We start from the raw sequence: 13,827 nt of genomic DNA, 5'->3' as shown, positions 1-13,827 counted from the left end.
TCTTCGCCAACGTGTTCTTGGCGTTGTGCCGGCAGCCGGTCATGCACTCGCCGCAGTCGGTGCACGTGCGCCGGGTCGGACCGGCCCCGCCGAAGTAAGGATCCGCGACCGAGGTCCCCGGTGCCTCTCCGTTGTTGCCGAAGAACACGCCGACCGGCGCCTGGTGGTACGTCGCGCCGACGCCCATCTGATCCGCGACGAACCGCAGTTCCTCGTCGGCCGGGGTCATGCGGTGGTACGCCACCACGCCGAGCATGCGGCGCGCCTGGTCGTAGTACGGGTCGAGTTCCTTCTCCCAGTCGGTGATGCCGCGCCACTGCGCGTCCTCGAAGAAGGCGCGCGGCGGCTTGTAGAGCGTGTTCGCGTACACCAGGGAGCCGCCGCCGACCCCGGCTCCGGCCAAGATCAGCGCGTTGTCCAGGCGGTGGATGCGCTGGATCCCGGTCAGGCCAAGCCCGGGGGCGAACAGGAAGTCCTTCAGGTGCCAGGAGTTCTTGGCGAACTCGTGGTCGGCGAAGCGCCGGCCGGCCTCCAGCACGCCGACCCGGTAGCCCTTCTCGGTCAGCCGCAGCGCGGTCACCGAGCCGCCGAAGCCAGAGCCGATCACCAGCACGTCGTAGTCGAAGCCGCTCTCGCCGCCACTGTGTTCAGCGCCACTGTGTTTAGCGCCACTGTGTTCAGCGCCAGAGCGCCCTGCATCGTTGAGGGGCACGTCCGCCATGGCGCGGATCGTACTACCGACCAGTAAGTATGGCGAGGGTCCGGGCGCGGACGCGCCCGCGCCGAATCCGGCCACGTCTTCGCCGCCGCAGCAGCCCGCGGTGGCACAGAATGAACACCGTGACCACGCAGGCCCTGCTTGAGGACTTCACCGAGCAGCAGATCGAGCGTTCGCGCCGGCGCAAGCGCGCGACCCTGCCGCTGCGCCTGGCTTCGGCCGGCCTCGGCTTCGCGGCCGTCTGCGTGCTCGGGTTCACCCGCCTCGGCGCGGACCTGGTGCACGGCGCCGGCTCGCTCGCCGGCGGCGGCTGGCCCGCGTCCGCGGCGCTCGGCGCGGTGGCCCTCGACCTGGTGCTCACGCTGGTCGGCCTGCCGGTCAGCGTCCGCATGGAGACCGTCAACCGCGCCTGGGGGCTGTCCAACCGGTCGTGGCGCCTGTTCTGGACCGACGCCGCCAAGGGCTTCGTGATCGGCGCCGTCCTGTTCGGCGCGGTGAGCCTGGGACTGTTCGCGCTGATCCGCGCGCTGCCGGGCACCTGGTGGATCCCGGCGGCGCTGGCCGCGGCCGCGCTGGTGTTCGTGCTCTCCTTCCTGGTGCCCGTCGTCTTCGAGCCCTTGTTCAACAAGTTCCGGCCGATGGAGGCGGGACCGCTGCGTGAACGGCTGATGCAGGTGGCCGCGCAGACCGAGGTGTCCGTGCGCGACATCCTGGTCAGCGACGCCTCGCGCCGCACCAACTCGATGAACGCCTACGTCTCCGGCATGGGCAAGACCCGCCGGATCGTGGTCTGGGACACCACCGTCAAGCAGGCCACGCCGGACCAGGTCGCCGCGATCACCGCGCATGAACTCGGCCACGCCGCCAAGCGCGACGTGATCACCGGCACCGCGGTCAGCTCGCTCGGCATGGTCGCCGGCACGCTGCTGCTGGCCGCCGTGCTGCAGTGGCGCGCCCTGCTCGACGCCGCCGGGACGCCGGCCGTCACCGATCCGCGCTCGCTGCCGCTGATCATGGCGATCGGCACGATGCTCGGCGGGCTCGCCGCGCCGCTGTTCAACGCCTACAGCCGGTATGTCGAGGCCCGCGCCGACCAGTACGCCCTCGATCTGACCCGCGACCCGGCCGCCGTCGTCGCCACGTGGCGCAACCTGGCCGTGCGGAGCATCTCAGACCTCGATCCGCACCCGCTGGCACAGCTCTGGCTCGGCACGCACCCCGCCATCCCGGCCCGGATCGCGCACGCGCGCGGATGGGGCGCCCGACACGGGGTAGCGGTTGCTTTGCCAAGTCCGGGCGAGAACCCCGCTTGAGATCCCGCAGCTGAACCGCCCCAGCCGAGGAGACATTCATGGCAGACCGCGCCCCGCTCGACCATGACGCCATCGAGCAGCTGCTCGGCCGGCTGGAGGGCTGGACCCGCGAGGGCGACACCATCCGCCGGGTCTACCAGGCCGAGGACTTCCCCGGCGCGATCCACCTGGTCAACGTGGTCGCGGTGCTGGCCGAGCAGGCCCGCCACCACCCCGACATCGACATCAGGTGGCGCACCCTCACCTTCACCCTGAGCACGCACGACGCGGGCGACAAGGTCACCATGGCGGACATCCGGCTGGCCGAGCAGATCAACGACGCCATCACGACGCAGCCGGCTGCTCGCTGAGAGCGAACATTCCCGCGGAACACCCCGGCCGCCGCCGAAGTTGAGCTAGCCAGACTCAACCTCGCGAACGCTAGGAGTTCCCGATGGCCCTCGCTCCGACCACCCGAGCCCTGCCCGTCCTGCCCCTCGACGACGCGGTGGTGCTCCCCGGCATGGTCGTGCCGCTCGACCTCAACGACCGCGAGGTGAGCGCCGCCGTGGACGCGGCCCGCGCCGAGCACTCCGACTCACCCGAACTACTACTCGTCCCGCGCCCCGACGGGAAATATGCCGCCTACGGCACGCTGGCCGTCGTCGAACAGACCGGCCGGCTGCGCGGCGGCCAGCCCGTCGCCGTGGTGCGCGGCACGCACCGCGCCAAGATCGGCCGCGGCACCACCGGACCCGGCGCGGCGCTCTGGGTGCAGGCCGAGGTCCTGCCCGAGCCCCCGGCCACCGAGCGCACCCGCGAACTGGCCGAGACCTACCGCGAGATCGCGGTCAAGATCCTCCAGCACCGCGGCGCGTTCCAGGTCGTCGACGTCATCCGGCAGATCCAGGACCCCTCCGCGCTGGCCGACTCGGCCGGGTACGCCCCGTACCTGACGCTGGAGCAGAAGACCTCGCTGCTGGAGACCGCCGATCCGGCCGAGCGCTTGGAGACCGTGCTCGCCTGGGCGCGCGAGCACCTGGCCGAGCTGGAGGTCGCCGAGACCATCCGCAACGACGTCAACGAGGGCATGGAGAAGCAGCAGCGCGAGTTCCTGCTGCGCCGTCAGCTGGAGGCCATCCGCAAGGAGCTGGCCGAGCTGGACGGCCGCCCGGCCGACGAGAAGGACGACTACCGCGCCCGGGTCGAGGCCGCGAACCTGCCCGAGAAGGTGCACGAGGCGGCCATGAAGGAGGTCGACAAGCTCGAGCGCGGCGGCGAGCAGGCCCCGGACGCCGGCTGGATCCGCACCTGGCTGGACACCGTCCTGGAACTGCCGTGGAACGAGCGCACCGAGGACGCCTACGACATCCCGGCCGCGCGCGCCGTCCTGGACGCCGACCACTCAGGGCTCGATGACGTGAAGGAGCGCATCGTCGAGTACCTGGCCGTGCGCAAGCGCCGCGCGGACCGCGGCCTCGGCGTGGTCGAGGGCCGCCGCTCCGGCGCCGTGCTCGCGCTGGTCGGCCCGCCCGGGGTCGGCAAGACCTCGCTCGGCGAGTCGGTGGCCCGCGCGATGGGCCGCAAGTTCACCCGAGTCGCCCTCGGCGGCGTGCGCGACGAGGCCGAGATCCGCGGCCACCGGCGCACCTACGTCGGCGCCATGCCCGGCCGGATCGTGCGCGCGCTCAAGGAGGCCGGGACGATGAACCCGGTCGTGCTGCTCGACGAGATCGACAAGGTGGGCGCGGACTACCGGGGCGACCCGACCGCCGCGCTGCTCGAAGTGCTCGACCCCGCGCAGAACCACACCTTCCGCGACCACTACCTGGAAGTCGAGCTGGACCTGTCCGACGTCGTGTTCCTCGCGACCGCGAACGTGCTCGAATCCATCCCCGGTCCGCTCCTGGACCGCATGGAGCTGGTGCGCCTCGACGGCTACACCGAGGATGAGAAGGTCGTCATCGCCCGCGATCACCTGCTGCGCCGTCAGCTCGACCGCGCCGGCCTGAGCGCCGAAGAGGTGACTTTCGAGGACGCGGCGCTGCGCCGGCTGGCCGCGGAGTACACCCGCGAGGCCGGAGTGCGCGACCTGGAGCGCGCGATCGCCCGGGTCCTGCGCAAGGTGGCGGCCAAGACCGCGACCGGCGAGCTGGAGCTGCCGGTGACGGTCGACCCGGAGAGCCTGCGCGACTACGTCGGACGGCCGCGGCACACCCCGGAGACGGCCGAGCGCACGGCGGTGCCGGGCGTGGCCACCGGGCTCGCGGTCACCGGAGCGGGCGGCGAGGTGCTGTTCGTCGAGGCCTCGCTGGCCGACCCGGAGACCGGCTCGACCGGCGTGAGCCTGACCGGCCAGCTCGGCGACGTGATGAAGGAGTCGGCGCAGATCGCGCTGTCCTACCTGCGCTCGCACGGCGCGGAGCTTGAGCTGCCGGTCGGCGACCTGAAGGAGCGCGGCGTGCACATCCACGTGCCCGCCGGCGCGGTCCCGAAGGACGGCCCGAGCGCGGGCGTGACGATGGTGACGGCGCTCGGTTCGCTGCTCTCCGGTCGTCCGGTGCGCGCGGAGGTGGCGATGACCGGCGAGGTCTCGTTGACCGGCCGGGTGCTGCCGATCGGCGGGGTGAAGCAGAAGCTGCTGGCGGCCCAGCGGGCCGGGGCGAGCACGGTGCTGCTGCCGAAGCGCAACGAGCCGGATCTGGACGACGTTCCGGCCGAGGTGCGCGAGGCGCTGGAGATTCACCTGGTCTCGGACGTGCGCGAGGTGCTGAACCTGGCGCTCTCCCCCGCCAACACCCCGGAACTGCTTACCGCGACCGCCTAGTCGGCAGCGGTTCGGCCAGGCTCAGACGCCGCCGTCCTCTCCGGAGGCGGCGGCGTCGCCGTCTTCGACGGAGTCCTGGACCTCGACGGCGTCGCGCACGTCCGGCACGGAATCCCGCGGAGGCTGCTTCGACGGGACGCGGATCAGAACCGAGCCGGAGTTCAAGTCGATGGGGCCGCGCCCGGGCTCGCCCTGAGCCTCCTCCTCGCGCGTGTTCTCCAGCCGGCGCAATTCCTCGGTGCGATGCCCACTGCCCGGGCTGAACAACTCGAAGAAGATACTCACCTCATCAAGGTACAGGGCGTTCGCGCCGGGTGGTACCGACCGATCCCGGCCGCGCATCCGGCCGCAGGTGGGGCCGTAGCCGCCTCAGGAAAGTCCGGTGGAAGAATCACCGGGCTCTACAGCCGCTCTCACGCCCGCTTCAAGATCGTCCGCGAGAGTCATAGCCATGACGATCACAGCTACCGCCACCGCCGCCAACGCAGTCGCTTCGGCTCATACGATCACTTACTCGGCCGCTCAGACGACTACGGCCCTGACTGCCCTCTCCCCCACGGCCACCCCGACCCCCGGTACGTACACCGTCCCCGCCACCCGCGGAACCGGCGGCTCTGTGCCCATCTCTGTGCGCATCCGACTATCCGTCAATCGAACCCAAACGCCCGTCCGCACGCTGCCTTCCACGATCCCCGCCGCCGTGGACCCGCTCGGACCGGCAAGCGCGACTCAGGCCTCTTATCGACCCGCGCTGCGCCGCGCGCAAGCTGCTATGCGGTACCCCGCGTGACGAACGTCGCCGTCACCGCGGTGCCGGGTCGGTATCTCGTCGCCCGCACGGTCAGCGAGTCGGCCAGTTCGCGCGCTATGTAGAGCCCGCGACCGCCCTCTTCGCAGGTAGCGGCCTCGACCGCGGCCCGGTCCGGTGTCTGCGCGCCGGTCCAGCGTCCCGCGTCGCGCACCGTGCATGCGGCGGCCGGCCCCAGCAGCGACGCCTCGCAACGCAGCACCAGGCGCACCGGTCCGCGCCCGTGCCGGAAAGCGTTGCCGGCCAGTTCGCTCACGACGACCGCGGCGTCCATGGAGCGTTCGGTCAGGCCCCAGCGGTCGAGGGTGCGCATGGTGAGCCGGCGCGCGTCGGCGACGGCCGTAGGGCCCGGCAGGGTGGTGATGACGAGTCGATCCAACGGTCCCGGCATGATCCATCGGGCGCGGTCAGGGACGTACGTGGTCAGGGACGGCCCGACCGCGGTGAGCATCCGACGGGCCAGACGGCGGGCTTCGCGCCGCACGGCCGATCACCTCTGTTTCGCCTCAGTTGATCGCCGCACTCGATCGCTGTTTCACCAACTCCGTCATTGGTCACTCTGCGCTACCTTTTTGCAAACGTCAAGGTCTAGACCAATGTTTCACTCAGCGCTACTTGACAAACACACCCGTACATGGGCCGCACACGCCCGCAGACACGTCGCGTACTCGCGCGCATCCGCACCGATATCGTGATCGCATCGTCCGGTTGAGGAGGCGGCGTGCGGAGCGTCGAGACGGTGTTGCTGTTGGTAGCGGTGGCGACCGTCGTCGCGGCCTTCGCCAACCGGCTCGCCATCCCGGCCCCGTCGCTGCTCGTCGCGGTCGGCGTCGTGGCCGGACTCGTGCCGGGCGTGCCGACGGTGCGCGTCGCCCCCGAGGTGATCAGCCTGGTCGTGCTGCCGCCGCTGCTCTACGCCTCCGGCGAGGAACTTTCAGTGCGTGACCTGCGCGCGGTATGGCGGCCTGTGGCGATCCTGGCGGTAGGGCTGGTGCTCGTGTCAGCCTTCGCGGTCGCGTTCGTGGCCGCCGCGCTGACGCCGCTGCGTCCGGCGCTCGCCTTCGTGCTCGGCGCCATCCTCGCCTCCACCGACCCGGTCGCGGTCACCGCCCTGGCCCGCCGCCTGTCCCTGCCGCCGCGCATGCAGACGCTGGTCCAGGCCGAGTCGCTGTTCAACGACGCGACCTCGCTGCTGCTCTTCAAGGTGGCGATCTCGATCGCGGTCGCCGGCGGGGCGATGTCCGCCGGGCACATCACCCTGGAGTTCGTGAAACTTGCAGGCGGCGGGGCGGGACTCGGCGCGGCCGTCGCGGTAGCGGCACGGCTGGTGCGCCGCCGGGTCGAGGACCCGCTGGTGGACACGGTCATCTCGCTCGTGACGCCGTACGCCGCCTACGTGATCGGCGAAGCCCTCGGAACCTCGGGCGTCACGGCCGTCGTGGTCGCCGCGGTGATCCTCGGCACGCAGGTGACGAAGGTGACCAACTCGCACACCCGCATCCAGCGCCACGCGGTCTACGAGACGCTGATCTTCCTGCTCGAATCCACCGTCTTCGGGCTGATCGGGCTCGAACTCCCGGTGCTGGTGCGCGATCTGCCGTCGCGGGACCTGCCGTGGGTGCTGCCGGTGCTCGCGATCACCGCGGTGCTGGTGGCCACCCGCTTCCTCGGCGTGTTCCCGCTGTCCGCGGCGGCTCAGCTGCGCGGCGGCGCGCGTCTTGGCAGAAGGGCCGGACCGGGAGACCAGCGCCTGTCCTTCCGGGTCCCGGTCGTCATCTCCTGGTCCGGCACCCGCGGCGTGGTCCCGCTGGCGGCCGCCCTCTCCATCCCGCTGACCGCCGACGACGGCAGCGCCCTGCCGGACCGCGGCCTGCTGCTGGTCCTGGTGACCGGCACGGTCGTGATCACCTTGCTGGTGCAGGGATTCACGCTCGCGCCGATGGTGCGGTGGGCGGGAGTCGCGGTGACGCCCGGGGCGCTGCACCAGGAGGACACCACCGCGCGCATCCAGCTCGCGAAGGCAGCGCTGGCCCGGCTCGACGAGCTGGCGGACGACGACTCGGCCCCGCCGGCGGTGATCGAGCGGCTGCGCTCGGAGTACGACACCCGGCTCGCCTACACCGCCGACGCGGCCGACCTCGGCGAGACCCCGGCGATCGTGACCGCGTACCGGCTGATGCGCCGGGACCTGATCGAGGTCGAGCAGGGCGAGCTCGACCAGCTGCACGCCGAGGGGAAGATCACCGATCGCACTCGCCGCAAGCTGCAGCGCATGCTCGACCTGGAAGACCTCACGCTCGGCGGCGAGTGACCACGCAAAACCAGTGGATCGAGATCCATCCGAACCCTGATAATCAGGTCATGACCATCGCACCCGAGAGGATCGACGCTCCTGGAACGAACACCGCTGCCACGGAACGGATCGAACTGCCGCAGGACCCGGCGCCCGCGCCGCAGGTTCCCGAGCCGAGCACGCGCTGGCTGACCTGGGGCCTGACCACCGAGAACGGCGGGCTGCACAACATCGCCGAGTACCTCGCGTACGCCGCGTTCGCCGACGGCCGCGAGCCCTACGCGCACGTGGTGGGCATTCCGGCGTTCAAGAAGGGCGAGTGGGCCCTGCCCGAGGGCGGCCTGCTCCTGCGCAGCATCGAGCGCAAGGGATTCGCCATCCGCGTCGCGGTCGGCGACGGCTGGACGCTGGAGCTGAGCCGGTGGCACGGCGGCAACGGAGAGGCGACGGTCACGGCGATCTCCCCGCACCTGGCCCGCGAGGTGGCCGAGTGCGCGGCGAAGCTGGTCACCAAGAAGGTCAAGCGCAAGGACGACTCGGTGCGCATGGGCTTCTGGCACCTGGCCAACAATGCCCAGCGCCAGGTCCGCGCGATCGAGGCGCCGGTGTGGGCGGATGTGCGCCGCAACTACGCGGGCAGCGTCGCGGCGCAGCTCGAGCGGCTCATGGCGGTCACCCCGCAGGACGTCAACGGCCGGCTGATCCTGCTGCACGGCCCGCCCGGCACCGGCAAGACCACGGCGCTGCGGTCCCTCGGCCTGGCCTGGCAGAGCTGGTGCAAGATCGACTGCGTGCTGGACCCGGAGCGGCTGCTCGGCAGCCCCGGCTACCTGCTCCAGGTCGTGATGGGCGCGGAGTACGGCCACGGCTCCAACGCGGACCGCCGCAAGTGGCGGCTGCTCATCCTCGAGGACTGCGACGAGCTGGTCCGCGGCGGCGCCAAGCAGTCCGCGGGGCAGGCCCTGTCCCGGCTGCTCAACCTGACCGACGGCCTGCTCGGCCAGGGGCAGAACGTGCTGGTGGCGATCACCACGAACGAGGAGCTCGGCCGGCTGCACCCCGCGGTGGTCAGGCCCGGCCGCTGCCTCGCGCAGATCGAGGTCGGCCCGCTCCCCCGCGACGAGGCGGCGAAGTGGCTCGGCGGCGAGGACGGCCTGGTCGGCCCGTCCGCGACGCTGGCGGAGCTGTACGCCCTCAAGGCGCGCGCCGAGAACGGGGCGAACGGCGGCGATGAGCAGGGCGAGGCGCCCGTGATGTCCGAGCCGATCTCAACCGGCCTGTATATCTAAATCGGTAGCGGTAACCGCGTCGTAGCGATCTGCGACGCGGCTACCAATTCACGTACCTCACCGAAAGTCGACCGAGAACGCAGGTTCGAACGGCGACCGGAGTGGGCACTTGCGAGTGAGGCCGCCATATACAGTCAGTCAACGACCAGCTGGAGCGCTGTTCCATCCGGCATCTGACGAGACGTCACGCGGCGTGAGTGGTCAATTGATTCGCGTGACCGGAGTCGACCTGTTCGTCCGCAGCCGCCCGGAAAGTGCGCTTTCGCCGCCCGGCGGCAAGGTTATTCGAACGTAATATTTTCTGGGAAAGCCTGTTGCCCTCAGCGTTCGGCCTGGCAAGGTAGGGACGCCAAAAGCGACCGCGACGGTTGCAGAGTCTTGACTGCCGTCGGCGGGCGCCGAACCGCAAGGGGTTACACCATGTCTGGGCACAAACGCACGCCGGCCGACCGAACCGGAGGCCGGAGCGCCGCGCAACACCGCGGTCAGAACAGCGACATGCCCTCCGTCACAGGTCATGGTTTCGCCGACACGAATCAGCGTGGAATGAATCAATACGGCGCACATCAGCACGACTCGGCCGACTCGGAGCAACTCGGCCCGAATCAGCACGACGCGAATCAGTACACGGGCAGACGGCGGGCCGGGTTCAACTCCGGCGACCAGGGCCGGCGATCCGGCCACGGTCACGGCTCTGAGCTCGGCATCGACGAGTCCGGATACCGGCCCGCCGGTACCGGCGCCTACGCCGACACGGGTACCGCTACCCACCGCGTCGCCGGCTCGAACCTCGAAGACGCCGCGATCTACGGCGCAGAACGAGCTTCCCGGCGCAGCGCCGGACGCCCGCGCACCCCCGGACGCCGCCGCGCGCCCGTTGCGGAGAACACGCGGCCTCACTTATCCGGCCGGCTCGCCAAGGCCGGGCCGCTCGCCCTCGCCATGGCGATCGGCGGCGCGGTGGCCGCCTTCGCCGCGCCGAACGCCCCGGCCGCGGCCACGCCGCCGGCCGTGACGTGCGCGCTGCGGGTTCCGGATCAGCCGTTGACCGCGCAAGGTCTGGCCACGCCCTACGAGCTGTCCGGCGTCGGCGGCCAGGCCTGCCACGAAGCCGACGCCGGCACCGCGGCGTTCGTCCAGGGACTCGTCCTCGACCCCGCGACCGGCCAGCTGAGCGTCTATGACCCGCTGGTCATCGACCGCGGCAGCGAGCCGGCCGTGGCCCCGGTGGTGCCGACCCTGCCCGCGAACGCGATCGTCGCGCTCTGGTTCGGCTTCAACGGCAACGTGCTGACGCTGGAGGGCAACGGCGTTCAGGACGGCTCCTGCGTCAACGGCACGGACGGTTCGCCGTTCGGCCAGTTCGCGTACTGCAACGCCCCCGCGCTCTTCAGCGCGGCGCAGACGGCGATCACGCAGGGCAAGCTCAAGGTCCCGCCGATCGGCACGGGCGCGGACAAGCAGCCGTGCCCGACGACGCGTGACTTCGGCATCGTGGACCAGGACCAGAGCGACAACGTGACCACCACGTACCTCGTTCTGGCCGACGGTCGCACCGCTCAGAACACCCAGGCCGCCACGAAGCAGCTGCGGGGCAAGGCGCCCACCGTCCTGGCCAACGGCAGCGACAACCTGCTGGTGGACCACTTCGTCGACCCGGCCCTCGGCTGCACGCCGTTCACGGCGCCGGACCTGGCGAACAACGGGTTCGCGGCCACCGCGCTCGGCCTCAACGAGCTGCAGGCCGCCGCCGACCAGGCCGCGCCGGTCGCCTACGTGCCGCTCAACGACCCGATGGTCCTGAACAACGACGGCTCGCAGAACGACCAGAAGACGGACCTGTACCGCGCCGGCGTGGACCAGCCGCCGCTCGCACAGGTGCCGGGCTCGGCCGCGCAGTACTGCACGAGCCTGCGCACGCTCGGTGTCACGCGCACGAAGCTGGATCGGACGCTGACGGACACGACGGTCTCGCCTGACACCGGCGCGGCGTCGAACCTGTTCACGTTCCTGGCGATGCGGCTGCAGCAGTCGTATGTGAACCTCGGCTGCCGCAACCTGCTCGGCATGCGCAATCCGGTGCATCTGAAGACCAACGGGGCCGGCCTGGTCGTGGACGCGGCGTTCGATCAGGTGAACGTCGGCCCCTCGGCGAGCCCGAGCGCCAGTGCGAGCGTGGCGGCCAGCCCGAGCGCCGGCGCGGGGACCTCCGCGTCGCCGAGCGCCTCGGCCGTCGGTGCCGCCAGCCCGAGCGCAAGCCCGGTCACGGTCAGCACGACTCCGGCGCCCCCGGTGCAGAGCAGCACGCCCGCGACGACCGTGACGACGCCGCCGGCCGCCACCTCGAGCAACGCCGCGCCGCCGCCTCCGGCAGCGACGCCGAGCAGCGCGAGCACGACGGCCCAAGGCACGGGCGCGGGCACCGGGGCTAACCACAGCTCGCCAGGACCGGTCGGGTCGGCCAATGCGGGCGGCGTCGGCGGGGTCACCGGCTCCGTCGGTTCCGCCCAGCAGAACGGCCAGTCCGGCGGCAACTCGTCCTCGGACGGGACCGGGGCCGGGGGCGTGGGCACGGTCGGCGGTGTTGTCGGCGGCACGACGACCGGAGGCAAGCCGGTCGCCGCGGTGACCAGCACTCCGATCAGCGTCGCAGGGTTCGAGCACACGTACACCGCGGGCTCCGGCAACCCGAACAGCGCGCTGGCCGGGCCGGATCCGATGGCCAAGACCGGGTTCAGCATCATGAGCTCGCGGGTGTTCTGGGCGCTGGCCGGTGCGTTGATCGTGCTCTGCGCGTCGCTGCTCTACCAGCGTCGGCCGAAGCAGCGTAAGCAGAGTAGGCGCGGCACGTACTCATAGCGGTCACAAGCTCGTGAAGGGCGGGAGCTACCGCCGGACGAGGAAGAGGGGGAGCGCAGGAGGGAGCAGCTGAGCCGGGTCGCGCGGGCGGCCCGGCTCAGCCGTTTCCGCTAGCGGGAGAGGCCGGCGGACCGTCAGCCGACCGAGGAGTACGCCACGACGCCGCGGCGCAGCAGGTCCACCGCAGCATGCGCGGTGTCCCGGATCCGGGCCGAGTCGGCACTCTGCGACGCCAGGGTCGCGGCCGCGTCGGCGAGCTGCCCGAGCAGGTCGATCAGCTGCTTGCACCAGCGCACGAAGTCTCCGGCGGGCAGGCCGACCTCCTCCAGCACCGTGTCCAGCCGGTGCCCGGTCGCCCACTGGTACGCCGCCCACGCGAACCCGGCGTCCGGCTCGCGCTGGAAGTCCACCGAGTAGTCGCCCTCCAGGTCGTGCAGGGTGAGCCACAGCCGCACGGTGCGCTCGATCGCCTCGTGCGCCTTGCCCTTCGGCAGCCGGGGCGGGCCGTAGTCCTCCGTGTTGCGGGCCTCGTACACCAGCAGCGAGACCGCCGAGGCCAGCTCCGCCGGGGTCAGCCCATCCCAGACCCGCCCGCGCAGGCACTCGGCGGCCAGCAGGTCCAGCTCCGAGTAGATCCGGGCCAGCCGCCTGCCCTCCGAAGTCACCCGCTCGCCGTCGAGGTAGCCCAGGACGGTGAGCACCGAGCAGACCCGGTCGAAGGTGCGCGCGATGGAGTGGGTACGACCCTTGACGCGCTTGTCCAGGCCCTCGGTCTCCCGCTCCAGCCGGTAGTAGCGCTCGGCCCAGCGCGCGTGGTTCTCGCGGTCCTGGCAGCCGTGGCACGGGTGCGCACGCAGGGCCTTGCGCAACCGGTCGATCTCGGCGTCGTCGGCGGCCGTCGACCGCTCACGGCGCGGGCGCACCGGCTTCTCGCCGTCGCTGAAACCGGCCTTGGCGCGCAGGGTCGCGGCCAGGTCGCGGCGGGCCTGCGGCGACTTGTGGTTGAACGTCTTCGGGATGCGCATCCAGCCGGTCGGCTCGACCGGCACCGGGAAGTCGAGCATGGAGAGCGTGACGACCTGGCGCTCGGCGGTCAGCACCCGCGGCCGCGGGCCGTCGCGCCCGGCGTCCAGGCCCGGATCCAGCACCACGGCGAGCCCGGCCTTGCGCCCGGCCGGCACCACGATGATGTCGCCGGTCTTGAGCGCTTCCAGGGCCGAGGCGGCGGCCGCGCGGCGCTGGCTCGCGCCCTGCCGGGAGAGCTCCGCCTCCCGGTCGGACAGCGAGCGGCGCAGCCCCATGTACTCCTCGAAGTCGCCGAGGTGGCAGGTCATCGCCTCCCGGTAGCCCTCCAGCGCCTCGTGGTTGCGGTGCAGCTGCCGGGTCAGGCCGACCACCGCCTTGTCCGCCTGGAACTGCGCGAAGGAGCTCTCCAGCAGCGCGCGGGCCCGCACCTTGCCGACCTGGCCGACCAGGTTGACCGCCATGTTGTACGAGGGCTTGAACGAGGAGCGCAGCGGATAGGTGCGGGTGGAGGCCAGGCCGGCCAGCGCGCGCGGGTCGAGTCCCGGCCGCCAGACCACGACCGCGTGGCCCTCGATGTCGATGCCGCGCCGCCCGGCCCGGCCGGTCAGCTGGGTGTACTCGCCGGGGGTGATGTCGGCGTGGAACTCGCCGTTCCACTTGACCAGCGACTCCAGCACGACGCTGCGCGCCGGCATGTTGATGCCCAGCGCCAGGG

At 71.5% G+C, this 13,827-nt stretch carries 10 protein-coding genes; 6 read left to right on the top strand and 4 right to left on the bottom strand.

What is annotated here, in order from left to right; all coding sequences use genetic code 11:
- The coding region (locus VFB40_RS13590; RefSeq protein ID WP_324850569.1) for a GMC family oxidoreductase N-terminal domain-containing protein at positions 1 to 721 on the bottom strand (721 nt) is incomplete at its 3' end.
- A gap of 119 nt (positions 722 to 840) precedes the next feature.
- Here VFB40_RS13590 and VFB40_RS13585 point away from each other — a divergent pair.
- From VFB40_RS13585 to lon, 3 genes are all read left to right on the top strand, one after another.
- Positions 841 to 2,031, top strand: a complete 1,191-nt coding sequence (locus tag VFB40_RS13585) for a M48 family metallopeptidase (protein WP_324850566.1) — start codon at positions 841 to 843, stop codon at positions 2,029 to 2,031.
- A 38-nt stretch (positions 2,032 to 2,069) separates the two neighbouring features.
- On the top strand, positions 2,070 to 2,381 hold the full coding sequence (locus tag VFB40_RS13580) for a 4a-hydroxytetrahydrobiopterin dehydratase (RefSeq protein WP_324850564.1): 312 nt from the start codon (positions 2,070 to 2,072) through the stop codon (positions 2,379 to 2,381).
- A gap of 83 nt (positions 2,382 to 2,464) precedes the next feature.
- A complete protein-coding gene (gene lon / locus VFB40_RS13575) occupies positions 2,465 to 4,837 on the top strand; it encodes an endopeptidase La (RefSeq protein ID WP_324850562.1) in 2,373 nt (790 codons plus the stop codon).
- 21 nt (positions 4,838 to 4,858) lie between these two features.
- Here the strand turns inward: lon and VFB40_RS13570 are convergent, their stop codons facing one another.
- Together VFB40_RS13570 and VFB40_RS13565 are read right to left on the bottom strand one after the other, a co-directional pair.
- Complete coding sequence (locus VFB40_RS13570) at positions 4,859 to 5,122, bottom strand: DUF6191 domain-containing protein (protein ID WP_324850560.1); 264 nt, start codon at positions 5,120 to 5,122, stop codon at positions 4,859 to 4,861.
- 485 nt (positions 5,123 to 5,607) lie between these two features.
- On the bottom strand, positions 5,608 to 6,129 hold the full coding sequence (locus tag VFB40_RS13565) for an ATP-binding protein (RefSeq protein WP_324850558.1): 522 nt from the start codon (positions 6,127 to 6,129) through the stop codon (positions 5,608 to 5,610).
- 237 nt (positions 6,130 to 6,366) lie between these two features.
- Between VFB40_RS13565 and VFB40_RS13560 the strand changes: the two genes are divergently transcribed.
- The 3 genes from VFB40_RS13560 (at position 6,367) to VFB40_RS13550 (ending at position 12,086) form a co-directional block, all read left to right on the top strand.
- Complete coding sequence (locus VFB40_RS13560; protein WP_324850556.1) at positions 6,367 to 7,956, top strand: Na+/H+ antiporter; 1,590 nt, start codon at positions 6,367 to 6,369, stop codon at positions 7,954 to 7,956.
- Between the two features lie 50 nt (positions 7,957 to 8,006).
- On the top strand, positions 8,007 to 9,227 hold the full coding sequence (locus tag VFB40_RS13555) for a DUF5925 domain-containing protein (protein ID WP_324850554.1): 1,221 nt from the start codon (positions 8,007 to 8,009) through the stop codon (positions 9,225 to 9,227).
- Between the two features lie 546 nt (positions 9,228 to 9,773).
- Complete coding sequence (locus VFB40_RS13550; protein WP_324850552.1) at positions 9,774 to 12,086, top strand: hypothetical protein; 2,313 nt, start codon at positions 9,774 to 9,776, stop codon at positions 12,084 to 12,086.
- A 134-nt stretch (positions 12,087 to 12,220) separates the two neighbouring features.
- Here the strand turns inward: VFB40_RS13550 and VFB40_RS13545 are convergent.
- Positions 12,221 to 13,827, bottom strand: a 1,607-nt coding sequence (locus VFB40_RS13545) for a DEAD/DEAH box helicase (protein ID WP_527249195.1), incomplete at its 5' end; no start/stop codon positions are given.

Source organism: Actinocrinis sp. (assembly GCF_035650855.1).
GTDB lineage: Bacteria > Actinomycetota > Actinomycetes > Streptomycetales > Catenulisporaceae > Actinocrinis.
Note: the sequence above shows the minus strand (reverse complement) of the source record. Positions and strands in the feature narration are given on the sequence as shown.